This is a genomic window from Serratia grimesii NBRC 13537 (assembly GCF_001590905.1).
In the GTDB taxonomy this organism is placed as follows: Bacteria; Pseudomonadota; Gammaproteobacteria; order Enterobacterales; family Enterobacteriaceae; genus Serratia; species Serratia grimesii.
Window position 1 is genome coordinate 315,900 of sequence record NZ_BCTT01000010.1, and the last position, 25,729, is coordinate 341,628.

General features: G+C 48.0%; 38 protein-coding genes and 1 pseudogene. 4 read left to right on the forward strand and 35 right to left on the reverse strand.

Going from position 1 to position 25,729, the window contains the following annotated elements; all coding sequences use genetic code 11:
* Window position 1 precedes the first annotated feature (1 nt).
* From SGR01S_RS13245 to SGR01S_RS23770, 7 genes are all read right to left on the reverse strand, one after another.
* Entirely contained in the window at window positions 2–472 is a 471-nt protein-coding gene (locus SGR01S_RS13245) for an HNH endonuclease signature motif containing protein (RefSeq protein WP_061807664.1), read from the reverse strand.
* On the reverse strand, window positions 465–935 hold the full coding sequence (locus tag SGR01S_RS13250; RefSeq protein ID WP_061807665.1) for a DUF1833 family protein: 471 nt from the start codon (window positions 933–935) through the stop codon (window positions 465–467). The genes SGR01S_RS13245 and SGR01S_RS13250 overlap by 8 nt, the downstream gene beginning before the upstream one ends.
* Window positions 936–1,403 carry a hypothetical protein gene (locus SGR01S_RS13255; RefSeq protein WP_061807666.1) on the reverse strand — a complete coding sequence of 156 codons (468 nt, stop codon included), beginning with the start codon at window positions 1,401–1,403 and terminating at the stop codon, window positions 936–938. It abuts the gene before it with no gap.
* A gap of 40 nt (window positions 1,404–1,443) precedes the next feature.
* The gene (locus SGR01S_RS13260) at window positions 1,444–4,092 is read right to left on the reverse strand and encodes a tape measure protein (RefSeq protein WP_061807667.1); all 2,649 of its coding nucleotides are present in this window, start codon (window positions 4,090–4,092) and stop codon (window positions 1,444–1,446) included.
* Between the two features lie 64 nt (window positions 4,093–4,156).
* A complete protein-coding gene (locus SGR01S_RS13265; RefSeq protein WP_061807668.1) occupies window positions 4,157–4,489 on the reverse strand; it encodes a hypothetical protein in 333 nt (110 codons plus the stop codon).
* 12 nt (window positions 4,490–4,501) lie between these two features.
* Window positions 4,502–4,879, reverse strand: a complete 378-nt coding sequence (locus SGR01S_RS13270; RefSeq protein ID WP_061807669.1) for a hypothetical protein — start codon at window positions 4,877–4,879, stop codon at window positions 4,502–4,504.
* A gap of 36 nt (window positions 4,880–4,915) precedes the next feature.
* Window positions 4,916–5,269 (reverse strand): hypothetical protein, encoded by a 354-nt coding sequence (locus SGR01S_RS23770; protein WP_073963446.1) that lies wholly within the window; start codon window positions 5,267–5,269, stop codon window positions 4,916–4,918.
* 403 nt (window positions 5,270–5,672) lie between these two features.
* Between SGR01S_RS23770 and SGR01S_RS13275 the strand changes: the two genes are divergently transcribed.
* A complete protein-coding gene (locus SGR01S_RS13275; protein ID WP_061807670.1) occupies window positions 5,673–6,140 on the forward strand; it encodes a hypothetical protein in 468 nt (155 codons plus the stop codon).
* A 64-nt stretch (window positions 6,141–6,204) separates the two neighbouring features.
* Here SGR01S_RS13275 and SGR01S_RS13280 read toward each other — a convergent pair whose 3' ends face one another.
* From SGR01S_RS13280 to SGR01S_RS13340, 13 genes are all read right to left on the reverse strand, one after another.
* Entirely contained in the window at window positions 6,205–6,600 is a 396-nt protein-coding gene (locus SGR01S_RS13280) for a hypothetical protein (protein WP_255212228.1), read from the reverse strand.
* Window positions 6,590–6,949: a hypothetical protein gene (locus SGR01S_RS13285; protein WP_073963447.1), complete on the reverse strand. Its 360-nt coding sequence runs from the start codon at window positions 6,947–6,949 to the stop codon at window positions 6,590–6,592. Before SGR01S_RS13285 ends, SGR01S_RS13280 begins: the two co-directional genes overlap by 11 nt.
* A 113-nt stretch (window positions 6,950–7,062) precedes the next feature.
* The gene (locus tag SGR01S_RS13290; RefSeq protein WP_061807672.1) at window positions 7,063–7,737 is read right to left on the reverse strand and encodes a DUF6246 family protein; all 675 of its coding nucleotides are present in this window, start codon (window positions 7,735–7,737) and stop codon (window positions 7,063–7,065) included.
* Window positions 7,738–7,789: 52 nt separating this feature from the next.
* Window positions 7,790–8,548 (reverse strand): Ig-like domain-containing protein, encoded by a 759-nt coding sequence (locus SGR01S_RS13295; RefSeq protein WP_061807673.1) that lies wholly within the window; start codon window positions 8,546–8,548, stop codon window positions 7,790–7,792.
* Window positions 8,549–8,573: 25 nt separating this feature from the next.
* Complete coding sequence (locus tag SGR01S_RS13300) at window positions 8,574–8,957, reverse strand: phage tail termination protein (RefSeq protein WP_061807674.1); 384 nt, start codon at window positions 8,955–8,957, stop codon at window positions 8,574–8,576.
* Window positions 8,954–9,364 (reverse strand): hypothetical protein, encoded by a 411-nt coding sequence (locus tag SGR01S_RS13305; RefSeq protein ID WP_061807675.1) that lies wholly within the window; start codon window positions 9,362–9,364, stop codon window positions 8,954–8,956. Before SGR01S_RS13305 ends, SGR01S_RS13300 begins: the two co-directional genes overlap by 4 nt.
* A gap of 1 nt (window position 9,365) precedes the next feature.
* Entirely contained in the window at window positions 9,366–9,716 is a 351-nt protein-coding gene (locus SGR01S_RS13310) for a hypothetical protein (RefSeq protein WP_061807676.1), read from the reverse strand.
* Window positions 9,713–10,024: a hypothetical protein gene (locus SGR01S_RS13315; protein ID WP_061807677.1), complete on the reverse strand. Its 312-nt coding sequence runs from the start codon at window positions 10,022–10,024 to the stop codon at window positions 9,713–9,715. The genes SGR01S_RS13310 and SGR01S_RS13315 overlap by 4 nt, the downstream gene beginning before the upstream one ends.
* The gene (locus SGR01S_RS13320; protein WP_061807678.1) at window positions 10,024–10,404 is read right to left on the reverse strand and encodes a DUF7370 family protein; all 381 of its coding nucleotides are present in this window, start codon (window positions 10,402–10,404) and stop codon (window positions 10,024–10,026) included. The genes SGR01S_RS13315 and SGR01S_RS13320 overlap by 1 nt, the downstream gene beginning before the upstream one ends.
* 2 nt (window positions 10,405–10,406) lie before the next feature.
* Window positions 10,407–10,736 carry a hypothetical protein gene (locus tag SGR01S_RS13325; protein ID WP_073963448.1) on the reverse strand — a complete coding sequence of 110 codons (330 nt, stop codon included), beginning with the start codon at window positions 10,734–10,736 and terminating at the stop codon, window positions 10,407–10,409.
* A 35-nt stretch (window positions 10,737–10,771) separates the two neighbouring features.
* On the reverse strand, window positions 10,772–11,803 hold the full coding sequence (locus tag SGR01S_RS13330) for a major capsid protein (protein WP_061807679.1): 1,032 nt from the start codon (window positions 11,801–11,803) through the stop codon (window positions 10,772–10,774).
* A gap of 11 nt (window positions 11,804–11,814) precedes the next feature.
* Entirely contained in the window at window positions 11,815–12,249 is a 435-nt protein-coding gene (locus SGR01S_RS13335; RefSeq protein ID WP_061807680.1) for a hypothetical protein, read from the reverse strand.
* A complete protein-coding gene (locus SGR01S_RS13340) occupies window positions 12,249–13,622 on the reverse strand; it encodes a DUF2213 domain-containing protein (protein ID WP_061807681.1) in 1,374 nt (457 codons plus the stop codon). The genes SGR01S_RS13335 and SGR01S_RS13340 overlap by 1 nt, the downstream gene beginning before the upstream one ends.
* A gap of 88 nt (window positions 13,623–13,710) precedes the next feature.
* Between SGR01S_RS13340 and SGR01S_RS13345 the strand changes: the two genes are divergently transcribed.
* A complete protein-coding gene (locus SGR01S_RS13345) occupies window positions 13,711–13,905 on the forward strand; it encodes a hypothetical protein (RefSeq protein ID WP_061807682.1) in 195 nt (64 codons plus the stop codon).
* 13 nt (window positions 13,906–13,918) lie between these two features.
* On the opposite strand, the gene SGR01S_RS13350 is transcribed toward SGR01S_RS13345, so the two are convergent.
* From SGR01S_RS13350 to SGR01S_RS13385, 8 genes and pseudogenes are all read right to left on the reverse strand, one after another.
* The gene (locus SGR01S_RS13350; protein ID WP_082797631.1) at window positions 13,919–14,824 is read right to left on the reverse strand and encodes a phage minor head protein; all 906 of its coding nucleotides are present in this window, start codon (window positions 14,822–14,824) and stop codon (window positions 13,919–13,921) included.
* Window positions 14,825–14,885: 61 nt separating this feature from the next.
* A complete protein-coding gene (locus SGR01S_RS13355; RefSeq protein ID WP_061807683.1) occupies window positions 14,886–16,301 on the reverse strand; it encodes an anti-CBASS protein Acb1 family protein in 1,416 nt (471 codons plus the stop codon).
* 11 nt (window positions 16,302–16,312) lie between these two features.
* Entirely contained in the window at window positions 16,313–17,785 is a 1,473-nt protein-coding gene (locus SGR01S_RS13360) for a phage terminase large subunit family protein (RefSeq protein WP_061807684.1), read from the reverse strand.
* On the reverse strand, window positions 17,772–18,251 hold the full coding sequence (locus SGR01S_RS13365; RefSeq protein ID WP_061807685.1) for a DUF2280 domain-containing protein: 480 nt from the start codon (window positions 18,249–18,251) through the stop codon (window positions 17,772–17,774). The genes SGR01S_RS13360 and SGR01S_RS13365 overlap by 14 nt, the downstream gene beginning before the upstream one ends.
* A gap of 31 nt (window positions 18,252–18,282) precedes the next feature.
* Window positions 18,283–18,922, reverse strand: a pseudogene (locus SGR01S_RS13370) (putative metallopeptidase).
* Window positions 18,923–19,514: 592 nt separating this feature from the next.
* A complete protein-coding gene (locus tag SGR01S_RS13375; RefSeq protein WP_061807686.1) occupies window positions 19,515–20,051 on the reverse strand; it encodes a hypothetical protein in 537 nt (178 codons plus the stop codon).
* Complete coding sequence (locus SGR01S_RS13380) at window positions 20,048–20,482, reverse strand: lysozyme (RefSeq protein ID WP_061807687.1); 435 nt, start codon at window positions 20,480–20,482, stop codon at window positions 20,048–20,050. The genes SGR01S_RS13375 and SGR01S_RS13380 overlap by 4 nt, the downstream gene beginning before the upstream one ends.
* Window positions 20,472–20,789, reverse strand: a complete 318-nt coding sequence (locus SGR01S_RS13385) for a phage holin family protein (RefSeq protein ID WP_061807688.1) — start codon at window positions 20,787–20,789, stop codon at window positions 20,472–20,474. The genes SGR01S_RS13380 and SGR01S_RS13385 overlap by 11 nt, the downstream gene beginning before the upstream one ends.
* A 271-nt stretch (window positions 20,790–21,060) precedes the next feature.
* Between SGR01S_RS13385 and SGR01S_RS13390 the strand changes: the two genes are divergently transcribed.
* A complete protein-coding gene (locus SGR01S_RS13390) occupies window positions 21,061–21,480 on the forward strand; it encodes an ECs1072 family phage-associated protein (RefSeq protein ID WP_255212233.1) in 420 nt (139 codons plus the stop codon).
* Here SGR01S_RS13390 and SGR01S_RS23775 read toward each other — a convergent pair.
* Complete coding sequence (locus SGR01S_RS23775) at window positions 21,410–21,649, reverse strand: hypothetical protein (protein ID WP_073963449.1); 240 nt, start codon at window positions 21,647–21,649, stop codon at window positions 21,410–21,412. The genes SGR01S_RS13390 and SGR01S_RS23775 overlap by 71 nt on opposite strands.
* 207 nt (window positions 21,650–21,856) lie before the next feature.
* On the opposite strand from SGR01S_RS23775, the gene SGR01S_RS13395 reads away from it, so the two are divergent.
* Window positions 21,857–22,447 carry a hypothetical protein gene (locus SGR01S_RS13395; protein WP_061807690.1) on the forward strand — a complete coding sequence of 197 codons (591 nt, stop codon included), beginning with the start codon at window positions 21,857–21,859 and terminating at the stop codon, window positions 22,445–22,447.
* 97 nt (window positions 22,448–22,544) lie between these two features.
* Here SGR01S_RS13395 and SGR01S_RS13400 read toward each other — a convergent pair whose 3' ends face one another.
* From SGR01S_RS13400 to SGR01S_RS13420, 6 genes are all read right to left on the reverse strand, one after another.
* On the reverse strand, window positions 22,545–23,036 hold the full coding sequence (locus SGR01S_RS13400; RefSeq protein ID WP_061807691.1) for an antiterminator Q family protein: 492 nt from the start codon (window positions 23,034–23,036) through the stop codon (window positions 22,545–22,547).
* Window positions 23,033–23,320, reverse strand: a complete 288-nt coding sequence (locus SGR01S_RS13405) for a DUF1364 domain-containing protein (RefSeq protein ID WP_061807692.1) — start codon at window positions 23,318–23,320, stop codon at window positions 23,033–23,035. Before SGR01S_RS13405 ends, SGR01S_RS13400 begins: the two co-directional genes overlap by 4 nt.
* Window positions 23,317–23,910, reverse strand: coding sequence for a DUF1367 family protein (locus SGR01S_RS13410; RefSeq protein ID WP_061807693.1), 594 nt, complete (start codon window positions 23,908–23,910; stop codon window positions 23,317–23,319). The genes SGR01S_RS13405 and SGR01S_RS13410 overlap by 4 nt, the downstream gene beginning before the upstream one ends.
* Before the next feature lie 70 nt (window positions 23,911–23,980).
* The gene (locus tag SGR01S_RS23780; RefSeq protein ID WP_073963450.1) at window positions 23,981–24,172 is read right to left on the reverse strand and encodes a hypothetical protein; all 192 of its coding nucleotides are present in this window, start codon (window positions 24,170–24,172) and stop codon (window positions 23,981–23,983) included.
* Window positions 24,173–24,308: 136 nt separating this feature from the next.
* Window positions 24,309–24,758, reverse strand: coding sequence for a hypothetical protein (locus tag SGR01S_RS13415; protein ID WP_061807694.1), 450 nt, complete (start codon window positions 24,756–24,758; stop codon window positions 24,309–24,311).
* 2 nt (window positions 24,759–24,760) lie between these two features.
* On the reverse strand, window positions 24,761–25,678 hold the full coding sequence (locus SGR01S_RS13420) for an endonuclease/exonuclease/phosphatase family protein (RefSeq protein WP_061807695.1): 918 nt from the start codon (window positions 25,676–25,678) through the stop codon (window positions 24,761–24,763).
* Between the last annotated feature and the right edge of the window lie 51 nt (window positions 25,679–25,729).

Below are 25,729 nucleotides of genomic sequence, written 5' to 3' on the forward strand. Positions count from 1 at the left end.
TTTATTTCCCATGCCTCAAGGTGAATGATGGGTTTGATTTAATGGCTTCCTGCCTTGCTTTGCATGCCTCATCAAAGCTTTCGAACTTACCGAGGTTGGTGTGGCATATCCTGGCAAGCCATTTGCAAGAGCTTTTATCAAAACAAACACCGGTCACGCCTGAAGTGTTGTTGCTTTGTTTGCTTTTATTTCTTTGGTTGGTTGACGAAGATGAAACTCTCAAATTTTCAATAGCGTTGTTGGTTCTATTTCCATCAAGATGGTCAATTTGCATTCCGTCAGGAATAGGGCCGTTGTGTAATTCGTAGATAATTCGATGAGCAAGGTAAAATTTCCTGTTCACCATTACGCGGATATATCCTTTACCATCAATATTCCTGACCTCATCACCAGCCTTTACTGGTCCTCTACGACTAATTTTCCAAAAAAGACAACCATTTCTATATTCAAAGAACTCATTCCATTTATGCATTGGCCAGCCCTGGAAATTCCGAAGTGTTATAGAGAAAGGCAATGTTGTTGTTCAGCGGGTTCTGAAGCGTTAGTGAGCACGTGACATCACTCTCATCCATCGACACATCTTTAACGTAAAGCGTCCACGGCTTCAGCGGCGTGTTCATGTCAGCAGCATCAAAGCGCTGGTAGGTGGCTGATATAGGCGTTATCCGGGAGTAAGCTCGCCATAGTTTCAACTGCTGCTTAAAATCCTGCGCCAAGCGGCCAAACTTCACCGTAGCGTTGATTACCGGCGTGTTGCTCTGCTGGCTCTCTGAAACCTCCATCCGGCATGGTGTGTAAATTTGCCCCGCAAACGTCTTGGGGTAAATCTGCCGGTTCACCAGGCGGATATAGCCGAAGGTCGAGTGATAGAACGTCATGGTGTCATACAAAATGCGGTTAGGACGCTGAGACTGAAATTCGCGTAACGTTGGCATTTAAAACTCCGGTAAATCTCGGTTAACTACCTCGTCAATAATCCCCCACTGGTTCGGCGGCAGCTCAACAATGACATCTGAGTATTCATCATCCGGGTTGTAGACTTTCCGAGTGATAACGCTGGCAGTCCATGTTGTGGTATTGCCGTTGATACTCGTCTGTACCGGTGGCGCGATAAAATGCAGCTCCTGCACCTGCATACCAGAGCCACCCAGATTGCACAGCATGGTGAACCACTGGTTGCCGTTATCGAGATAGCGCGGACTTCGGTACCACTGCTCAAAAGCCCGATCCTCTGGCAGAGTGAAAATCCAGTTCAGTGACCAGGTGGTTTTGAGGTCATCAGTCAGCCGCTGGAAGATTGGCGCACCCACTGCCGGTTGGTCGGTACGAAACCCGGTATCAATTGTGCGGCTCTTGTTGGCCTTCTGAGGAAGGGATAGCCAGTCGGGATAAGGTATTGCCACGGTTTTCTCCCGGTAATAAAAAACCCGCCGAAGCGGGTTATTAGTTTGTCGCCCTGCGAGGGGCTTGATGATTTCTCGATACGGCTTGACTCATAGGCCCACCGTTATCCATATCTGCTATGAAAGCATCAACGGTTAGCGTATTACCTGACTGTGATGCTTGATAATCATAAGTATGCGAGCCTGACGAATAGTCATTGAAGTTAACCACGACGTTCATTCCTCCGCTCTGCATGTCCTTGTTGCTGATCACCTTCCCATTATCACCAGGTATCATGTACTGGCTGCCGTTCGATGCCTGGTACAGCTCTGGCTTTCCTCTCTCACCAACGCGATACATCGAACCGCCAGCAACTGGGCCACCTGAATAACGAGCGCCAGCAACAGCTAAACCTTTAGCGAGACCCACTGTGGCAGTCATCCCTGCCATTGCGGGGACAGAGTTACCACCAAACGATGCAAGAGAAGCCAATGCTGCTGGGGCTGCCCATGCTGATGCAAGTATTCCCGCCTGCGCAACTCCAGCCGTAGTCGCCGCCCCACCCATGACTTGCTGGATGATGAAATTTTTCAACATCTCAACACCGACCTGAACCAAGCTATTTACGACACTGTTTAGCATCGTGCTACCAAGAGATTTCAGCGCTTCTTCTGCGCTCATCGAGCCAGTAATTAAGCCTGTTATTGCGTTGGAAGCATTGCCAGCAAAGGCGTCTACGGCACTCGTCAGCATGTCGTAACCAAGGCTTTGTTGGCTTAATATTTCCCATTGCGCCGCTGTTCTCTGCTGCTCATATTGTTGATTGGCCGCATTCATGAGGAGCAGGCCTTGCTGCTCAGTGATTACTCGCTGTTGGGTAAATTGCTGTATCAGCGCTAGCTTCTGGGCATTCTCATTTGCCAGCTGCTGAACTGGATCAACTAAACCTGCCGCCTGTTGCTGGGGAGACGCAACCTGATTTGATCTAATTTGAGCCAGAGCGGTTTGGTGTTGCTGCTCTAGTTGCTCGGAGGTCGTATTGTACTGCTCTTGGCTGATTTTCTTCGCGGCAAGGGCAGTGTTTAAATCCTTCACATCCTGCGTATAACTGGCATTCTCTCGTGCTTCAGGTAACAGCTTCTCAGCCGCTGCTTGCGCCTTAATGGCGTTTGCTGTGTCCCACTTTTTCGCCGCATATTCACCGGCCAGGGAGATCTGCGTTTGCGTTGCGCCTTTACCAAGTGATTGCTGAGCATTGAGGATGGCTTGCGCCCTGCTTAGCTCGCTGGTCGATTCGGCAGCAAGAGCAGCCTGCTGCTTCAGGTTTGCCAGTTTCTGGGCGGCACTTTCAGCCTGGCTAGCTGACTTCTTGCCCTCCGCATTGCTTTCTTTCTGGGCTTTGGTATTCCGCTCTATCTCGGCATACTGATCTTGGAGTTTCTTCACTCGCGGATCATTCTTAGATATGCCAGCATCTTCAGCGTCATATACTGCCTGTAGCCTGGCCCTTGCTTCCCCTTCAAGTTTCGATAGCTCTATGCGTTGCTGAGAACGTTTCACCAATGCATCTTGCTTAGGGTTTGCAGTGCCAGAGTTATTGAAATTAATCGTACCATTGGCCGCGTTTTCTGAAGCTTTTGCCACCGAATTCATGTCGCCGATCAGCGTGGCAGCTTTGTTGCTGAGAGCCGCTAACGCCTGATTTTGTTCTGACCAGCCATCAAGGCCAAGCCATGACCACGTTCTTGCCCTTCGTGCATACATTTCGCCGGTTGACGTGAGATCTGCAATCTTCTGTGATGCCGTCTCTGTTTTGCCACTCAGCCTATCAATTGCTGCGCTGATGGAGTCAATAACCTTCACCATAGTTGCGCTAGCGCCCATGGCTTCGTTCATTTTCCCTATTAGGTTCTGAAGGGAAATTGTAAGGGAGTTGCTCGCTTGATCCATCGTTCTTGGGAGCTTAGAGAATTCATCGTTAACTGCCGATGACTGCTTCATGATTGCATTAAGTGCATCCTGAGCACTCAACTTCCCTTCGAGCATTGCTTGCCGCAACTGCCCCATTGATAGCCCCATACCAGCTCCAATCTGCCTTGCAAGTTCAGGCATTTGTTCAAGGATGGAGTTAAACTCGTCGGCTCTTACCGTGCCCGAAGAAATAGACTGGCCGAATTGTCTTAACGCATTTGCCATCTCTTCTGTAGACGAACCGCCAACCCTACCTATTTTCTGAAGCGTATCTGTTAATGCCAGTATTTGGGTGTTTGTTGCTCCTGTCCCTTTTAGCGCAGAGGTCATTGCCTCCCATAGCTTGGCCGTATCCCTGAGGCTAGCGCCGGTAGTCGATGCTATGGCCATCAACGTTTCAAACGTAGACATTGCTGTTGCTGCGTCAGTTGATAGCCTGGTGATCCGTGACTGGAGTTGCGTGATATTATCGGCGACTGTCAAAAATGCCTTGCCGTAATCGATAATCAAAGCAACTGATATCGCGCTTGCAACACCGCTTAACACTGATTTAAACCCAGACATAGACCGACCAGCACTATCAGCAGAGGAAGTCAGCCCATCGACTGCTTTAGATGAACGATTGGCTTTTTTTTCCATCTCCCCTAAAACAACAGCTGCTTGACGGCTACCTGTGACCATCTTTGCAGTTTCAATATCAACTTGGTAAACCAAGCTCCCACCGTCCTGCTCCGCCATTTACTGATCTCCGGGCATAAAAAAACCCCGGCTAAGCGGGGTTTATTTTCTTATGGTTAATATTTTACTTACAGGCTTCATTACCTACATAATCAGCGATTGATTCGGGCACTATATCGCTCATATTTGGATCTGCGCGGGATGACTTCATTTGCTCCAGAGTCTCGCCATCACCCAAGTACTTTACTGTGCGATTAACGCAGTCATAAGCACGTTCAGAGTATGACACCCCAGAACTACCCTCTCGCTTAGTAATAATGGTTTTCAGACCATCATGCTCTCCCTTGCCTAACACTGTATACACAGCTTTGGAATCGGTAGGTATTGAAATTTTATACTCTGCCGACATGGCTAATGGAGAAACAAACAATGCAAGTAAAAATAAATTCTTTTTCATAGATACCCCATATCAACCAGCCCAACCTTCCAACTTTCCCTTCGCCTCTATCTGCGCAAGCTTATCAAAGTCTTTTTGTCGGCGCAGTATAACTGCGTACTGGCGGTACCCATGATGTGCCGGGTTGAAGAATTCTGGCCTTGGATGAGGCTTCCCCATCACAGAGCGATATTCTTCCACGTCTGCTTGATGCTTTGCCTTTAACGCTTTTATCGCCAATGGAGCAAGTGCAATCTGTTGCTCGCAAAGTGCTATCGCTTTCTTCAGGTGGTTACCTTGCGCTCTCAGCTTGTAATGCTTTTTGATTTGTTCCTGCAATTCGAAATGCATCTGAATAATCTGACCATTCGATAGGTGGCGCAAACCATCTAACCATTCTTCCTCTGTCACATCCCTATCCCCACAAGTAAACGATGTAGCACAATGCTAATCTCTACATTCGCGTCTAGATCCTGGCAATCTGGTATCAGCAGTTCTCATTTTTTTTGTATAGCCTCGATTACCACGAATAATTGAATCTCCATTCTTATCGACAGTGGTTATCGATTCTCGATTAATGTTGTTATAAACACCTTCAGATTCGTACTCAAATGAAACAGTATCAGACTTGAATACCCACTGTTTTGAATCATTCGCTAGAAAACTATACCTAATGCCATCAATTGTAATTATGTGACTATGAAGTGCTTTGCCATTACCACCCCTGCTTGGCGGTCGAGATTTCTCAACTAAGATTTTCTGATATGCGCTAATTTTTTTACCGCTAATTTTTATGTTCATTGCTCCACCTATAACTTCCACGAAGAAATATATTGTTACATGGTAGCAGAGGGTGCGGCGGTAGCAACGACAAAGCGGTTTTCGTCAACAAAACGAGGAGCTTTTCCCTGGTGAACCCAGTCAGAGCACCATAAGCTTGCCTGACAAAAGAGGCCATACCGACCTCTTATAAACAGTTTGAGTCAATTACATGGAACGACTTAGAGGTTTGGTTGAAGATAAGATGCTAGTAAAGATGACTAGCTTTTTGTCGGCAATTATCGCTACAGAAACAGCTAGTGCAACCGGAGCATCGTATCTGTTTGCTGCAATAGTGTTGGGGTTCATACTTGTAGTAAGACATTCGCGTTGAGTGTTAGAAAACAACGGCGCAATCTGACTGGAATAACCCGAGGTAAAGCACATGGATAAATTTGACCGAACCATTCAGCGAGAGCTATTGCAATATCTTTGCGATATTTACCCAGAAACAGCGGACAGCCATTTAATGGAAGAATTTGCCGAGAAATTCGGCAGTATAAAAACCTTATCCGCCAATATTCTATATCTTGCCGGTCACGGGCTTCTTGAGGCTAGAGTGAGTAACGAATTAGGCTATCGCTCACCCCAAATCATCTATGCACTTACAAAAATCACGAGCAAAGGTATTGACTTTATTAGAAATGATGGGGGGCTTGGTGCAATACTTAATGTCCAGACCATCAGGTTTCATCGCGACACGGTTGTGGTTCTTGAGGACCTTATTGCAATATCTAACATGAGCGATGCAGAGAAGGATAAAGCTAAATCCACCCTTGGTGATATGCCTACGGAAGCGCTCAAGGCAGTTGTTCAAACGATAACGACTGCTGGCCTGACTGCTCTGCTTTGAAAGTGGCAAACTGACAAACAAAAACCCACCTCTTGGGTGGGTTAGGGATTTTTCATATAATTTGTTAGCCTGCGAAGAAAAAGTGCATTGCGAGCTTATATGCTGCTGTGCCAATGCCAATAATCGCCGGAACACCCAAAAGAATGGATAGCTTTGCATCTGAAATTTTCTTATCCATCGCATCAGATGACGGTTTTTTATCTACCGATTCCTTAAGCCCGGTAAATTTCTCAATCAAAACGGCTAGATTTTTGTCAATGGAGCCAATCGTACCTTCGACCTTCAACATGGTCAGCTTGAGTTCAGATACATCAGTTTTGATATGCTCAACATCAGCCTCAAGCTTAGCGACTCTGACTTCGATCATGCTAGCACCTCCATCACCACCGCCCCCATGCCATGTATATTTAGGATAATCAGCCAAAGATGTTACTCCGTAATCCTTCGCATCATTGGCCATTCCCTCGCCCCTCTTCAATCCATTTCAACACTGGCCATACCGCTATGTGGTGAGTAAAGCCGCAGTTTCTGCAAATCACCCGATACTGGTAATCCATGATCGAACAAGGCGGCCCAGGGGCATCAAGCTTAATGTAGCTAACGTATGTAATAGACTCTCCACCATCTGGTCCGACAGTGGTAAGTCCCGCCTCTGGAATTCCAATGTCCTCGCTACCACAAAGAAGACACTGAAAAATAGGTACACCACGCTTATAAAGAAACTCAGAAAGATATTCTGGAGTAACTTTTTCAAGCCTACGCTCAAGTAAAAGCTGATTTCGTCTATGGTGGTCAGCTTCATTGTTCATGGTAATTTACTCATTATCCTTTTTGTAAATTTACCATGTGAACGTGCGGCTATGTTACTGATCTTTTGATCACCATACCGTGGTTAGCTATCTTTTTTCTGTCATCAGCGCCTCTACGCAGCCTTGGTTAGCCGTCGTGCTTTCTTCTTCATGTACTCATCAGCCACGGCGTCATACTCTTCGGCAGTGAAACCTTTCTGCTCTGGATACTTAGCATTTATCAGAAGCTGAAACTCGGTCATGGTCAGTTGCTCCGCTTCTGTTCGCGGCATGCTGAAGTGATTACGCGCTGCACTGATGTACTCGAAGGCGCTGAACTCAGCCACATAGGCATTTGTTTCATGGCGCTGTAGCTTTCGTACTTTCGCCTTACCGATGATGCCGTGGGTAATTAGGGATTGTGCCAGAACGATAATATCGCTTGGTGGCATACTGCCGCGACGGAATACAAACGCTCTCTTCCCTCTCTTACTTGGCCTTAACTCCCCCACCAGCGAACTAACATCCTCTTTGCAGCACGCCTGCATGACGATCATACCAGCGTAGATAGCATCGCTACTGAATGACGGTGCATTGATATGAGCAAGTAACCACCCAGGAACCTCGCCATACGCCTTAATGGCACCTTCAAGCAATCTCGGTGCGTCACTGGTATGCAGCTCAGCGAAGCGCTCTACAATCGCCGCTGGCGAGCCGATACGGGTCATGTTGGCGAAAGATGGCCGGAAGAAATAATCGTGCTGGGCATCTGAGATAAGCATCTCGCCGATTTCAGTCATTGGGATCATATTGGCCTCGAATAATTATCATCAAGGGCACATAGCATGCCCTTTGTGATAGTTACGCGGTGACAGTGGCTGCATAAACTGCGGTAAACGCGCCGTCGTTTGTTTTGGCAGTAATGTTAGCCGCGCCTGCAGTTGCACCGGATGGAGCTGATACGGTCACAACAAGCCCTGAGGCTGTCGCAGTAGCTCGCGTTGGTACGGATGAAACCAGCGTGAACGATTGATCGGAAGCATTGGCTGGTGCAAACACCACGTTAAACGTAGTCGTTGCTCCGGCAGCTACCGTTCCGCTAGTCGGGGTCAAGGTGATGCCAGTTACTGGCACATCAACAGGCGTATCAATTACCTGTATGGTGTCAGAATCAGCAACCTTAAACTCCGTTGAAAGCGTAACGATGTCGTTAGTGCCACCGTCAGAGCTTAAGGCTGTGATAACCATGTAGCCGATGAAAGTTATCGGGCCGTATTCCTCTCGTACCCAGAGGGTCGGCTGGCGAGCGGCTTTAATCTCGTCGTTGTAATACTTGACGAACTTCGCAACGCCGAACTGATCCAACTTGTCCCGCTTACGTACTTCGCCTTCAAAGCTAAGGGTGAAGTCCGAATTTGTTACCAAGTTTTCAACGTAGCCCTTAGTATCATCTGCATCGGAGGTCACCGTGTTTGGGCTAAAGTCGAAGCCCTTGGATGTACCGGCGATCAGCGATTGCCATTCGCTTTCCGCAGGAACCGTATCAGGGCAGCCCAGAGCTACCTCAAGCACAATTCCACGACCGAACAACTTGCTGTTGTCAGTTGAGCAACCTTGCATATTTGCTTACCTCTTTGATTATTGATTACTCGCCATACAGGCAAGCGAATTGCAGGCGATAGACTAATCGCCCTTCAGTTGTTGAAACTGGGGATGGGATGCCACCGACGTTCTCTATGTGGCCTATGCAGTCATTTGGCATGGGGTTAGCCTGGATATGACTGATAATGGCCTGCGCGGCATTGTCGGCATCTTCGTCTTCGTTGATAGCGCCCACAACATCGACCATAACTAAGTACTCACTGCCCAAGTCATTGCGAATTGCGCTACCGCCGTTTGGCCGAAACACAATGAATTTATCGATATCATTACCAGTGTCCCGCCAGCGCAACATCTGTGTGATAAATCCGGTAGTCAGCCCTGCATCAACAAAGTAATCACGCACCCGGCGATGCATAGCAGGTGTCATAGCGATAGCTCCTTCTTAATGATGGCATCAACTGCATCCCTGGCAGCATCAGCACCCTTCTCAAGAAAACGAGGCTCGCCGCTAACGTCCCAAAAATTACCCTGCGCAACACCATTCTTTTTCGGCCTTGGCTGACCCTTTAATTTTCCACTGGCAGCATGTACTGCCGCTGCATAATTGGCCGAATATCCAACCTTACCTATCAGTCTGCTCCCTATTACAGATAACTCCCTAAATTGGGAGTTAAGGAGGGTTGACGTTGCTACGGGTGTTCTCGCTGCCGCTTCCTGCCCTATAAGCAGTAGCGCCGAGTGAATGGCTCGCACAGCCTTGCGGCCTTGAATGTCACCAATCAGCCGATCCAGATTGGCCTGGGCCTCACGGATACCTTTTACCTTCACAGCCATATCAGACCCCTGTGATAATCGCGTAATCGTCGGCTATGCGGTCAAACGTGTCAGCGTCACGGATGATATGACGGACTTCGTCTGCGCCTTCGACTTTGGTCGGATCGAGGTCTGAAGACTCTCCTATCAAGATGTAATCACCACGCTCAGCATCAGCATATTCAGTCCAATGCGTGTTTTTTACGACAAACTCTATACCGACACTGCCTAACCGCGCCGTGGCATCCCCGCCGTAATCACACATGATCGTGATCGGCGGTAAAAACCTCTGCTTACCATACTCATCCGCTGGGCCATCCTTTCTCCATACGGTAGCTACTGCCGTATAGCTCCAGTTAGCAGCGGCACTCATGAGAGATAGTCCTCATACTGATAGGGCTCACACTCCTTACATCCAACCACAGTGAACCCAACCAATTGCTTTTCATCACTGTAATTAGCGGCCACTCGTCCACTGTCGGGCGAAGCCATTGCGTTTAGAAAGCCAACAATCCCAATACTGATCACACCGTTACCGCTCCGGGAACATACGAATGGGATGTCAGACGCCAAAAAGGCCTCGTTGCATTCAACGCGATGATTAACGAGCGCTTCTGCTGCTGTAGCATCCAGGGTGAAAAGCTTGTTCAGCAGGTCTGCAATTTGCTTACTTTCAACCATCAGCAACCTCCCGCAACGAAGAAGAACCCCACGCTGTTACCGGCACTGATTGGCAGGCTTGCAGTGCAACCACTGGTATCGAGTTGTGATAGAGAGGCTCGCAGCCAGGAGAGTGCATCTTCGCCGTATTCGAATGAGCGGCTTGCACCGGATGGAGCGCTCTGTGATTTAATTTTCCTTGCCCCGGACGAGGCGGACATTAACGCCACAGCGTAGAGCTTGATCAACTCCTTGGTGCATTCGTCATAACCCGCCCCATCCAAACACTCATCAATGCCATTTACACGGCACAGAATCGGTGTCAGCACTGCGTCTGGAATGGAGTACCCCAGCTCAGCCAGAAATGCTTTAACCTGCTCATTGGTGATTGGGGCCGCCATAGTTACTTACCTTTCGCTGGTTTCAACAGTTCTACGATCTGGGCTTTTGCCGCTTCCAACTCGGTAGACAGCCCTGTATTTTTTCCAGCTAGCTCGTCACGTTCAGCGATCAAAGCCGCGTTGCTGTCAGTTAGGCGTTTTACTTCACTGTTTGCCGCTTCCAGCTCGGTAGACAGCTTTTCCAACACTGCATTGGGAGTTGCCACTTCAAACGACTGTTCGGCGATTGGTGTTGCTTTACCTACCAGCCAAAGTGGCAATTTGTCACCCTCAAAAAACTCACCTTTTGCCAACTTGTGGCTGTCGTGAGTTACAATCCATTTCTGGGCCATAAATACTCCAGTAAGAGGGGCCAAAGCCCCATCAGTTATGCTTTAGTGAGTTGAACGTAACCAGCCTGGCCGTTAGCGTCATGCTTGAACTGCGGAGCCGCAGCAGCCAGCACAGTGAAGACATAATCGTCTTCAGGGTTTTGGCGGGCTTTTGGTCGCATGGTCATCGGCATGCCGTTGAGGATCTGAACCACATCGGTGCGTTTAACAACGCCAAGCAGCTCGTTGACTGGCACTTTTGAACCAGGAACCAAAGCCGCCACACCAGGGATTTCCATAAGACGGGACAGAATGGTCTTAGGATAGTTTGCCGCATAGTCGTTCACTGAGGCATAGAACCAGTCTTTGTAGTTCAGGTAGATAGTTACTGGCGCATAGAAGTTTTTATTGTGGAGCAAGTTAATCAGATCGGAGATCGCCTCAACCCACTGTGCTCCGGTTGCTCCATTCAGGTCTAAAGCATGCGTACCGGTACTACGATTTGGCGCAGTGCGAAGGCCGTAAATAGTAGAACCGCCGACGTTGATGGCTGGGTCGCCGTTAAGAACCATGTCTTCCAGCTTCTCTGCTACTTTGCGCTGATGGTTCGAAATGGCGTCACTATCCAGTGAGTAGCCCTCGGTCTGAGCTGCCAGCATTTGCCGCCAACCGAAAACCAGCTCACTGTCAATGATTGGCAGTGGTGTTCCTTCATACGCCATTACCGGCTGATCACCCTTCGCTTTACCGCGACCATCCAGGCTAATGTTTACATCACCAGAATCGGACAACGTCATGAAATAATGAACAATTTTACCCAAGGCCATTGGGCGAGAAACGCTTGCCGCCAGGTCGTTAAATACCGCCAGCACATCACGCTGCACGGTAATTGCCGAGCGATCCCACTCACCCCATACATCTTTAGGCAGCACAGAGGCATTACCTACCAGGTCATCATATGCAATGAATTGACCGTTGGCGTCGTTAACAGAAAAACCATGCTGCACTGCCATGTTTCGCTGCATCAGATCCCAGCGGCGACGCGCATTAATAATCAGCGCCTGCTGTTGCTTGGTAAACTTTAACATTCGTTTTTTCCTTATGCCTTGGCGTATGGAGTGGAAAGGATCGCCACGTCAGCGAAACCTTCCGCCGCCAGAGTGCGCCCTGCTTTTTCGTCGAAAGTTGCGATGACCTGATCACCTGTGGCGGCCGCTTTGAAAATGCCGCTTGCGCCAATGGTAAGTTCCTGCCCAACGGTATAAGTCGCTGCAGCCAGGCGGACGTAATACTCCTGCTCACCTTCAACGCGATAAGCTACGCCGGTTTCATTTACCGCATACGCGGTATTGATGTCCTGGCCGATAAAGCGGCGATTGCCGAGAATGAACCAGCGACCAGTAGTATCCGTTGCTACAGCCAGTTTCCCAGAAGCGACTTTCACCGCTACGCCAGGGTTAAGAGCAGCAGCAACCTGAATGTTCAACGTTTCCGGCTCACGTTCTACTGGGCCGCGATAAATGACGTTCGCCATTATTTATTCTCCTGTTCCATGCCTGCGTTCAGGTCATAATCCTTCCACTGATCATTTTCAGCGTTGGGCTGATACTGGAAGCCTGGATTCAAGCCCTCAGTGGTTTGGCATTGCGCGTAGAAGCTATCCAGGGCGTTACCCTGCAGATCGTTAACAGCAGCATCGTCCAGTTTGAATTTCGCTTTCACTGCGTCGCGCTTGGTTTTCAAATCTTTGTCTGCATTTGCGGACATCTGCTGCTTGAGGGATGTCAATTCAGCAGTTAATGGGCTGATTGCCGCATTTACCGCAGCAGTAATGGCTTCGGCATTATTGGCTGGAAGGGTTGTCGCAGGTAGGTTCTGGTTGTAGGCATCAAAGACTTGATCGTCGGTCAGCCCCTCGGTTTTAACGCCTTTCGCATTCAGCGCGGCGATCATCTTTTCTTTAAACATCGGGTTTCTTTCTCCGTTGGTTTTAACTTCGTCGTATTCGACTTTTTTCACTACTTCGATGGGTTCGCCAACCAGTTGGGCTGTTTGCGATTCGTCGATCAGGTAGGACTGCTTGTATTTCTTGCCCTGGTCTTCATAGATGAAGTAGGACGGGTAAATGGAGTCGATCCAGCGGCGCAGTCCCATATCGCGATTGCCGTTAAGCGTGTCGCTGATACGTTGGTAAATTTCATCAAAAGAAAGCTGAGAGTTTGGGCTTAAGAAGAATTTGGTTTTATTCAGCAAACCTTCTTTGGTCAGGTCTGATGCATCGCTCAGATTCACCTCTTCAATGTCGATTTTGTCGCCAGAAGAGTTAACGAAAATGCCCACACCCTCACTTGGAGTTCCCGCACCTGGCTCATCCAACAAAATAGCCGTGTGGTCAAACGCAAGGTTGCGGGCAATCCATGAATGTCGTTTGCCTTTTGATTTGCCGCTATTCTGCTCTCGTTGCAGCAGGAGCCCGGTTGACACATGGATAGGTTCAACGTCATCGCCATTTACCATTGCGTCGAGCCGATCAATCAGGCGCTTACCCTTCTCTGTTGCGCCTGCGTACCGCTTATTGATGTACATATCCATGACGACACGATCGCCGTCTTTACGGACATTTTCTTGCCATGCACCGATGTGATACTGGTTAACTGCTCTTGGGTTCTCAGCTGAAACGTACTCACTGCCGATTTTTGGGTGCCCTGCGGGCATTTTCTTCCCTTCGAGCGTTTGATAGCTTTTGTTAATCTCCGTCGCCGGGTATAGGCCGCCATTCATCACGATGTCATCAACGATCGGCACAACGCCGCGAATAACGTAATGTTCTTCACCGTCGATAGTTTCAGTTGAGATATTTGAGGCGTTAATGGCGAGGGATTTAACGTGGATGCTGGATAGCTTCACGTCTATTCCTCTTTGAACGTTTAGTTGACTAATTGATTTAGCTGAGTAACTTCAGCATTTCTTTATTCACAAAACATAAGGAAATTAAATGGCTAACTATAAAGTCCTGTACAAATTGAATGGAAAAGAAAGTGATCTCATTATTCAGAGAGCCGCCCAGCCCGCCAACAACGATCTCTCAGTCTTTAAAGAAGTCATTAAGCATGTTCTCGAATATCAGTCTCAGGAAATTGACTCTGATGAATTGGTTTTGAGGATTCTTTACGTCACAGCTGACGTGTAGTAAAAATGGCCGTTCACGCGGCCTCTTTTGTTTGCCAAGCTTCGCGCTCTTTCGCCAAACGCTCTGCCAGTCCTATGTTTACCACGTTGTCTTTCTCATCCACAACGGTTGGGATCTGGCTGCAGTAGCAGTTAAAACGGTTACCGTCTTTCGAATACCACTCACGCACCTCTTCAACCGTGTAAAGCTTCCCATGCCGTGACGCATGCCAGGTTCGCGTTGTGGGCTTCAGTGCGGATAGATGCAGTAGTTTGGTGCGTATCCCTAGCCTGTCCTGCGCCCACGTTGTTTCGTTCCACTGAGCTTCGCGTAAAGCCCCTACCTGCTCCGTTTGGGCAATCGTTTTGGCTTTGGACATCGACACATCTAAACGCTTACTGATGACCTTCATGGTTTCACGTGGATTTACACCGCGCCCTACCGCATCAGCAACTATGTTAGCCAAGTCGGTGCGTGCTGCATCGCTAATCCCCTTCCAGTCGCTATACGTGGAGACGTACGCTGCAGCAACCTGATTCTGATACGCAGGTGATGATAGAAGTGCACCAAGCGTGGTTTGCGAGGCATAGACCGGAGACTGAACGGACAGGTTGGTATATGCCCCCAGAGTGCCGCGCTCATACTCTGCTGCAATGTACTGAAGCGCCCATATATCTTGCCCATTACCTGCCAACAGATAGTCATCAAGAATCGTCTGTATCACCTCCAGAAGGTCAGCTAACTGCTGAGCGCTCATGTCATAGACAAACGTTCCTGCATTGACCTGGTAAAGCGTAGCGGGCTGGTCAACATCGTTATTAAATAACAGGTGCCACGGATGGTTGTTCTCTTGAGTTTCTCGCCCCACCAGCACCCGATCAAGCAACTCTCTTAGTCGAAGCTTAATCTGGTAATAGCGTTCCTCAATATCCCGAGCCATCTTGTTGACTGCGCGATAGGACATTGTCGGATCGGCTTTATTGCGGGGTATGATGGGGCTTTTATGTTTCTTCGCCATCAGTGAGAGGGTCAGGTCGATTTTGTTTGTTGCCATCATCTCCACCTGAGTCAAATCCAGGAATAGCTTGCATTTCGCCAGCCGCCCTAACCTCGTTCTCCGTTACAGCCGAACGCCCAAATGCATTCTGTGTTTTAACCGCTACATCAGCCTTTTTGTCCATGTTGGCAATTTTTTCAGCCTCACTCGGAGCAAGTAAATCAGACCACTCCACGGTTATTTCATCAGAGACAGGTGGGTCTATAACGCCGATAGTCCAGAAGCGAGTAACAATTTCAGTGATTGTGTCTGCCAGAAAGCCATTTCGTCTGGTCATCCTTGTGCGGGCCCAGTCCTTATTGTCTTCTGTAGATGAACGCTCCCCGGTAATTTGCCCAATCAGCACCTTTACGGGGATCGGCACGGTAGAACAGAATGCGCTGAGCGCTGTTCTCCACGTTGGCTCAGGGTCTGAAGCAGTTACAGATAGCACCTCAGCAGTACCAGCTTGCATGAAGCTGGCAGCATCAGTGTTATTGTTTAAACGCTTCGCCTGCTCATCAAGAGCATCTGCAAGCTGGTTTTCAGGTACGCCTAGCGCTTTAGCTAGTGCCGAAAAATTGGTTTTTTCGCTAAAGTTGTAATTCAACTGCCGACTGGCATTCTTCAGGAAACCTTCTGATGAGCCACCGCTTACTTTCTCGATGTCCAACAGATTGTTAAAACCAGATTCAAGCAACGATGTCCCAGAGCCGAGATTCTCATCGTCTGCACCTTCAGCCAGGATGATCACACGATCAGGATGGACGTTGATTATCCGCCCTGGCTTGGCGTCACGTTGCCCATGCACTGGTAATTCGATAAACGAGTACATCGTAGGCTGGCCGAAGTTTTCACTCTGTTCATCAACTTCCCATGCTATCGGCTCGATCTGGGCTTCCCATGCAGGAATTAACCGAACCAGCGCTCTTTCCTTCAGTAGTTTCACGGCACCCGTATTTACTGGCTCATCCCACCGACCAGCGCCTTTAAGCTGTATCAGTAAAGCGGAGTAGCGACCTACCAAGTTTCGCCTGTCTGCGCCGCGAATCTGTTTCCAGCAGCGTTTAAGCAGTTTAGCTATGCGCTTGTCCCATTCTGTTTGCTTAGTGGCATCCTTGGTTTTATCTCCTTCATAAACCTCTGGGAAGTCCTCCCAGCAGTCGAGCATGCGTTTTACTGCTGCACCCGCGATAGCATTGCGCTTATATGCCCTGTAGAAGTCGTCGAAACACAATTCCACTGGATAACCAAACTCTTGATAAAGCCTTTCGCGCTTGGTGTTACTGGTGCCACTGAGAAGCAAGGAAAGGTTCCCAGCTCTATCTTTATACTTACTGTTAGCGGCACGCTGTTCTGTTTTCATTTGGCTTTCGTTCACGGTTTCCTCCGTCAGCGCGAGCGCACCAACATGCCAATGGATTGTGGGTCTGATAATTCGGTAAGGGCGTAAACAGCTGCATCGAGTCGGTCAGGTGATTTTTTCGCAGTCGCTGGCACATATTCCATGAACTGATTTTCAACCTGATACAGGTTCCCTCTATGAGCTACGCGCCCCTGTGCATAAAGAGCAGAAATTGGCTCTGCTCGGGCGTATTTCCCTTTTTTGGCATGTACCCGGATGATGCGATCTTTAAACCCGGCGTTACGCAGAGTTTCCTCTGCCATATCACCGCCCTGGTTTGTTTCGATCACAATGGCGTCAGCCTCATGCAGGTGATACGCCTCAATGGCTCGAGTCGCCCAACCGTTTGGAGAATATTTACCGCTGTAATCAGCATCCAAGCTGTATTGCCGTTCGTCGCCACTTCCATAACAGCTAGCGACTGCAATTCCTGATTCATCGCTTTCTTCGCTGTTTGTTGCCTGTGGGTCTATCGCAACTACAGTTCGAGAAATCTCATGGGTTACACGCATTTCATGGGCGGCGTTTATCATCGCCTCATCCCATAGCGCACCCTCAGCATTAAATCGCTTCGGATTCTGCATGTATTGCGCTTCGGCTGTCCGCCGATGTGAAAACAGGGAAACCCGGTGCGATTCGTTATGTTTGAACGGCCACAGCCAGCCATCAGGTAGCCCATGGTTAATCGGAATGGCGTGGGTGTTTTCTGGGTAAACTTCAGCGTAGCTCTTGCTGTTATCGGTGATTACGGGAAGGTTGAGATGATGCCACTCCTCACCACTTCCGCCGCGCAGCAAGTATCCGGTTAGATCGTTATAATGGATGCGTTGCATAATCACGATCATTGGCGTTGTTTCGATAGCCAGTCGTGACTTAATTGTCTCGTTAAAGCGGTTATTTACTCCGCCACGTATAATGTCGCTGTACGCGTCGTCAGGCTTTACAGGGTCATCAATAATCAACGCGCCCTGAAATCCCGGTTCCATATGCCCTGCTCGAAAACCGGTAACCTGTCCCGCAGCTGATGAGGCATACACCCCACCGCCGAACTCGTTCCACCACATCGCCTTGCTATCTGCATCATCACGCAACTCCATAGGCCACATAGCCTGATAGAGCTTCGATTTGATCATGCCACGCGTGGTTGAGGAGTTAAGCAATGCAAGGTTGTGCGAATAAGACAGATGCATGAAGCGCGCGCGCTTATTCAGCGCCAGCCCTCTAGCCATCATATTGATGGTCGCCATTTCTGTCTTAGTGTAACCAGGTGGAACATTAATTATCAGGCGCGTAATTTCGCCACTCACCACTCGGTCTAATGTGTCCTGTATTACTTGGTGATGTGGTGCGACAATCATCTTGCCGCCAGTGCGCTGCTTGAAAAAATAGCGGGTGAAATACAGCCCGTCTTCTTCACATTCTATTTTGCGGGCTTGGTTCCGCTGCTCAACAGTCGTCATCCTCCAGCATCTCCTGTCGAGCCTGCTTATACTCATCTCGTGTCATGTTTGATGACTCGATCGGGCCGCCGTCTTTACCGGTATGCTCAAACTTCTGCTTGTTCGTGTAAGCGTCACCGCATTCTTTTGCTGCCTGCTCAACAATCTGAGCGGCTAACGCGTAGTTTTTCATTGATTCAGTGCGGGTCGCCATACGATCAAGAACTCGCAGCCGATAGGCTTTGTTAGCGATCGGAATATCAGAAATTTCAGTCTGAAACCTTTCTCGAGTGACGTGAAAAAGCTCTACCCATTTCTTCGCAAGCGCCTTTCCGCTGACCTTCGTCGGGTCATGAGACTCAACCTGCTGACGGGTAATTTTTAGCCCAAATTCTTTTTGGACGGACTCAACTACCAGGGAGGGGGTATCAAAACACGCAAGCGACTGAATGATGAAGGCTTTTACGTCTGGTTTTAATGCAGCCATATTTCACCATCCGTCCAATACAGTCCAATATTTACGCCAGCCGCAACATGCAGTTACCGCATGCCCTGGCAATGTTTAGCTGTGCCACCTCCGCAGGCTTGTTAGCCGCATCAACCATTTCCTGAACTTCAACGCTTGCGCCATACCGGCGAACCACACCAACAAACTCTTCAACATCGTGGCCGCGCAGCTTCAGCACCGGCTGGCCTTCTTTGTTGAATTTCGGCGCTCCGAATTCGTCGGTAGCCTGGGCAATGTGGCTCAACCAAAGCGCAGAACTCCAGATCGGAGCACTGCGAGCAGTAATCAGCCGCCAGCGTGATAATGAACTTCGGCACCTCGCCAAACCATTCATGCATCTGCTGTTCCATTCTGGCCTTCTGCCAACCACCTGCACGCATAGCAACCTCTTCGGCCTGCCCTAGCACGTACCGACCTTTCTTCTCAAATGCAGATGACGCCCACATAAACTGGATATCAGTATCTATCAGGTGTGCGTGGTCAGGGTTGTGCAGGCTCCCTGTGTCATTCAGGATTTGGCTTATAAGCCACTCTTTAACTTCGTTGGCTGGAATAAGGCCGATGTATGGCATTAGTTGGTGTGACTCAATGAACTGCAGGGGTGGGTATGGTCGCCTATCATGGCTTTCTTCCTGAGTTGGTTTTGCCATGAATTGCTCCCATTAAAAAACCGCCCGTAGGCGGTTAGTAGAAATTGGCTTTCACTTGAATCTCACAAGATCATCAGCAGGTTAACCCGAAGCCACGGCAGCCAAATTTGCTTTTTAAATCCACAAAGCGTTCCATAAAATATTTAGACATAGATGCCCCCTTATTGACGAGATAGTGTGCAATGAAACCAATTCCTTCAGCCATGGCGAAATTAAACAGAAATGCAGAGTAGCCATCTACCGCACCCATAACAACGTAAGTAAGTACCATTCTCACAAGGCAACCGCCGCTTATTTCTGCACTATTTATACATCATTGATAAAAGTGTGGGAATCGGAAATTTTCATTGAGGAAAATTATGCTGGCACTCAGTGAATGCCTTTTGCAGAATTTTGTAAATTCAACTTTCATGCACCTTCCCGCACCTAGCGCACTTTGAGCTCGGCCTTGGAAGTGCGAAATCGCTGGATTGAACCCATTCATCTTCCCACTCATGCAGGCCAATGAAACAGGTTCGTCCAAACAGAATTACCAGCGGAGGTGCTGCGAACCAGCTAAACGCTATGCACATCAAAATGAAATCAAGTACCGTCATTTCCGCCTTTCCCCATCAAGCCGCCGTATCTCCAGCAGTTGGTTGTTCGCCTTGTCGAGCGCCGCCAGCAGCGGATCAATCCACAATACCGCCTGACAATATGTCAGCGTGCCGGAGGCAGTGGTGCCAGTACCGGTTGAGTCAGCGTCGCCGGTATCGGCTGACACTGCGCGGGAACGTAAACGGTGCGTGTAGTCGAGCAACCCACCAGCAATAGCGGCAGGCACAACCAGATCGCATGTAGGCTGATTTTTGAGGATTGTCCGGTATTCAATTTCTTTCCCCTGGGTGGCCGCGTCGGTATTAATGCCGTACTGGCTTGCAGCGGTGCTGATTGCGTTGGCGCGTTGGAACTGAAATGCCTGGGTAGCAATGGTGGTCGCCTGCAGGCTGTTATCGCTTTGAAGCTGTTCAACCTTCCCACCAGCCTCTACAGCATTTGCGTGGAAGTAAAATGCCAGCCTACCAGCAACAATCAGAGCCACGACCAGCAGCCCGAGCACCATCGTCCGCAAGCTGAATAAGGTATTCATGATAAAAACGTCTCGCGCTCCGCTGCACGGCGTCTTACCAGCCCAGGCATTACCTTGCCTTTGCCGAATTTCCACCGAGGGAACTGATCAGCTGCCCCCAGCACATCACCGGCATTGAATTTTTTCACCAGGGTAGAACCGACAAACTCAGGGCCACCAATGTTGAACGCCAGCGATACCATCGCGTCGAACTGGTTCTGCGTCATTGGGCGCTTGATGGCACTGTTTACCGTCAGTTCAAACACGGACAGATCATCAGAGAGAAATTGCTCTGCCTGTTCCTGTGTGATGCGATCGCCAGGCTTAACCCCCTTAGTATGCCCCCAGCCAATCGTCCACGGCTTGCCGCCAGTAGCAGGATCCGGATAAGCCACCAGGCGAAGAGATTCAAACCCCTTGATGAAGTCACGTCCTTTGTTGCTAATCTGCATTTGCTTCCCCTGATGCTTTATTAAGGAAACGACGCTCAAGCGCCTTGATCAGCGATGCGCCAGACCAACCAGCCATACCGCACACGCCACCCATAATCTCCGATGGCCATTCGTAATGAAGAGCTATCATGACCATTGTCAGGCCTGCAAAAATGGATACGAACAGCTGTAAGAATAAAGTCCGCCAGCTGAAGGCCTCGCCGTTCAGCACCTTAAAGGAGTAACTGGCAATTGCACCCAGCAGGGTCATACCAAACGCAATCAGCATTGATAAGATGTTGGGTTCGTTCTTCCAGGGCATTTTCATAACCTCCCCCTTCCGGGGATCTTTCCCGGTTCCGGGTTATGGATAGGGTTCAGCCACCAGCCGTAAACGAGTCGGCGATATGGGGTGTGCCAAGTGTGTGTCGAATGTTGGCTGGGGCTGAAATGCAAAAAGACCACGCAAAAGCGTAGCCTCGAATAGGTGCCAGATACGATCTGGCTGAATCTACCTGCATCTGATACTGTTAAATCGCCAAAAGTAACAATCCAGATAAGGGATAATTAAAATGAATTCTTATTCAGATTTATGGCAAATGATAAAGCTAAGGATCTGCCAAAACAGCTCCATTCCAGAGTCAGCTACTTACGGTTCAAACAATTACGTTGGAACCAGAGTAAAACTCAGAACCTTGCAGATATTCACTTTAGAATGCGTTCTGCATCAATACCGACAGATGCATGCCACTAGTTTTAACCCCATGGAAGGGGAGAAAGCTCTTCATCATCTAATTTTCGATAAAACTAAATGGTTGCCCAATGTCATTAGAGCGCTAGATTTTAATGATGCCCTGTTCGTCATCAAAGATGAGATGAAGTTAAGCAAACTCCCTGATGATGCCAAGGATTTTATAGATAAACTTAACCTGTCTGAATACGCCCATCCTATTGATGATTTTCCAGTAACGGATTGGGACCCGAAGGAAAACGCTGTATTCCTTCGATGCCATTCTTAGTTAATAACTCAATTTCACCTTCAATTTCCTCAAGCCGTGACAATAGCGCGGCTTTTTCTTTCACCACCCGATTGTAATGGCTTAGGTGTAATTTTTGCTGTCCCAACCAATGCTCAAGCTCTTCGGGTGACATGCCTGGATTGAAAAAGTATGGTTCGTTCTTGTCCATAGATTAGCCTCTTACAATGAAGAAAGGCCGCTCAATGGCAGCCTGTAGTAGTTCGATCCAATCCGGCCAGCTATGCGGGTTGTTCGGCATTTTCATGTCCTCCCCCTGCCGGGGATGTCCCAATTGTCGGGTAATGAATAGTCCCCTATGTCAGGGGGGAGCGTTTGTTATATAATTTGGGTATTACACACAAAATGGCGTTCAGGTATGAATAACCCTATAGATACAATCATTGAGGATGTTCAGGCTGTAAAAGACGGTGGAACGGAGTTTATCGACACAGAGAAGCTACTAGGCTACCTGAAAGATTTAAAGGACAACGAAACACAATCCCACGAAGAAAATCTTGAGAGATTGAAGGCAACAAACCAATTTCATATAGAGCGATTGAAGTTAATAGCCAATGCTAATTTGGAGAGTTTTCGTAGCGTTATCGCAACTGGAGCCAATGCGTCAAAATCCTGCATGCTCGTCAATGGCGGTGCTGCAGTTGCATTACTCGCATTCGTCGGTAATATCTGGAATAAAAATCCGAATGCAGGGGCAGTCGCTGAGCTTGCTTATGGGATTCTATTTTTTTGCTCGGGAGTTGGGCTTGCTGCACTTTGTACTGGAATTACCTATATTGCACAATATTGCTATGCATCCGCTGATAGTGACAGCGATAGCAAATGGGATATTGCTGGGAACATATTCAACATTTTAGCTGTATTAGCTGGGCTTGCTTCTTTGATACTCTTTGGTTATGGGTGCTACAGCGCCTTTGAAGCGATAACCTTGCAGAACATTAATTCATAAAAAAACCCGCACTCGGCGGGTTCTTGTCTTATCACGCACACACAAATGGCAGTGTATGTGAAAATACTGGCTCATTGGCTCATGAATGTCAACACGTTCACAGCATTTTTTTATTTTTTCGCTCCTGTTCGCGTGAGATAAACGCATCTTGTAGAGGTTGATACAACAGATATTCTGCAGCAGCCAATATTTCACTGACTTCACGGCGGCAAGTTGTATGCGATGGCCGACGGAATCCAGGTTGCCCATTGCGTCTAACCATAGCGCGAGGTTTTGCGACTGCGTGATAGTAAGTGGCAATTGCACGGTCAGAAGAGCCATGAACATAACGACTGAGCAGCAGACTGAATGCCCTTCGGTCGATAGCGTAGAGCTGATCAACAACTCGGGTTATCAACATGCCATCATCATCGTTGCAGATCGGGCGCTCTGGATAGTGCCGAGGTTCAACGGTGGCCATATACTCGGCGATGATACTGCTCTGCCGACGTTCCATGCGTCCGGTGTATACCCAGGCCCCCCAGCGCTCAAGCCAAGGCTGCAACCATTCTTCCTGTTCTTTATTCAGTTTCAGTCCGTCGGTATTCATAGCTTCCCCTCCCTGCGCAAAATAGCCTGGGTACGGAAAACGCCTTCAGCGTGGAAAAGTCGAAGTTCCTCACGGCTGTATTCTGTTTTGGTTCTACCGTCGCAAGCATCGTGGCACGCGCTACATCCCCAAGCTGCCTGCACATCATCGGACTTGATTCCTGTACCACAAGTGCCCGCCATGCGGTAATGGGTCAATACAGTCGTTTCTGGGTTGAAGTTGCAGAAGCCGGGGATCCGGATTTGGCAATCACGTCCGCGTGCCTCTTTACGCAATTTGCTCATGAGGTGTACCCCATAAGCTGGGCAGCTGCATTTTCTGCAGATTGTTGATCAGGGAAAGTGCGGAACAGGATGTAATTCCAAAGCACATCGAGGACTGATTTGTAAAACTCGCCAAACTCGATATCGTCCATTTTCGCGAACGAGATCGATTTGGATTCTCTACGAGTGGTGCCGTCTGGCATGAGGTATTCGGTATAGAAGCCGGCCTGTATAGTTACCCAAGCGCGAAACGCTTCGAATGATTTTGCAGCGCTGATATTTCCGGCGCGCTTCTCAGCGACATCCGCCAGATATTCATCGGCAGCTGCCTGCAATGCTTCTTCACCACCAGCGTAATACGCGAGGAATTTGACGTAGCCATTCACCAGTGCTTTATCTGCCGGTGATATGGCACCGCCGATCGGCTGCCAGTAGTCGAAGCCAAGATTAAGCAGCGAAAACAGCTTGCGGTGAAATACCGGATTACGGGCCTGTTTGAAGTCGGCATATAGAACAGAGCCGAGCTTTTTGGAACGCAGAAAATCCCTGGCATCCCTTGTCGCGGGTACCAGCAGATCACCTGCCGTTTTGATGTAAGAATACTGCGCCATTGGGTTCTCTCCGGTGGCGCAGCAGTTGCTCAGAATTTGAATGGGCTAGGTGTTCAGTCCAGCCCATTAATTATAGCGCGTTTCCATCAGGTCTTACAATCGAATAACCGGCAGATTTTGCTAAATCAATCAACGCGTTAAATGATGCTATGTGCTCGTCTCCCTTAACGATACGAGTGCTAGTTATGATGCCATTATCGCAGGTAAATACCACTCGTCCGGTGTTGGGCAATGCTTTAACCAAATCTTCAATATCAATCAATTAGCCATCTCTTTATTGTGTACTGCAGGCTTATTAAGCCAAGCAACTGTACAAATAAACAGTTATTGCCGTTGTGTTATAAACCAAACAAAAAACTCCAAAATTCGCGACTGCCAATTAATCACGTGGGGTAAGTTCACTCTTGTTGCCCGAATTTCATATACTTAAGAATAGCCGTTCCGACATCGGGATCTCTCATCAAGGCCGCAAGGCCCTGCTCTAAAGCACCCTTGTCCTCACAATACAATTCGTTAGAGCCAATTTTTATTACGCAAGGATAACCGTTTTTATCCATTTCCCACTTTGCAACTTCAATAGCGCTCAGTTTATGCTCAGAGTTATTATGCGATATGCCAAGACCGGGATAGGTTTCCCTTGCTTGCCCTAACACGCTTGCTGCAAGGCTGTGGTACGCCGTTGGACTTTCTTTATAAAACTTGGTTCTAACCAAAGAAACCCTCCCACCAGTTGCTACAGACAACTGGTTGTTTAGTTCTTTGAAAACATCATTAATTTCAGCTTTATTGACTTCTGCTTGCCTAGCTGCATTCAACCCATCATTGATTGAACCCATAAAATCAGCCATTCTTAAACCCTCTCAATAACAGCCATTACAGGCATATGGTCAAAAGAAGTATCACTATTTATAATATATTCAACATAACCTGGCATATCAATTACTTTAATTCCACTTTCTTTGAGATACCAATTTGTATGTCCTAAAAAAGCAGATGAAATCAAAATTTGATCAAACGTTCTCCATCTATTTTTATTATCATTCTTGTAATAATAAGTCCCTCCATGACCAGGGGTATTGCAATCATGACTGTAGACTCCATTCACACACATATGTCGCCAAAAAGGATTATAGAAAAGATATCTCTTTTTAGCTGCCAAGAAACGATCCCTTGTTGCCATTAGCTGCTCAGATATTGATTTATCAAATGGCTCATCATTAAAGTCACCAAGAACAATTACGTTGGCCAAACACTGATCAATACTTAATTTATCTATAGCATCTCGCAACCTGACACCAAGGTAATGCCTATCAGCTCCATTCTCATCACACCATAGTCTACTTGGCCAATGGCTTAAAAAAACATGAAGAATAGTATTATCTGTTAAATTTAGAAAATCTATCTGCTGGGCAACCTTTAGGTTACTGCTACCCTTCATGGAACTTATTTCTTTACCATTCAACAATTTCAATTTGAATTTATTGAATATTACACAAGTATCAAAAGATGTCCTTCCTAGCGGACGAACGCCATTGTATATTTCATAACCTAGGGATTCACAAACCCCCTTAATTAACTCAATGTCATTATTAGAGATTTCACCTAAGCAAACACAGTCAGCTTTAAGATCTGTTAAAAATGCCCCAATCATAGAGAATGCAATATTTTTTTCTAAATCACTCGACCTATCACGTTTAGTGACTGGCGATAAACTAGTGTTCCACCAGACAAAAGAAATCTCTTTATTATAGGAGGCTACGTCATCCATTATATGAGTGTCTCTTTGATATTTAGCTCAAATCGTACAACAAAATGGCAG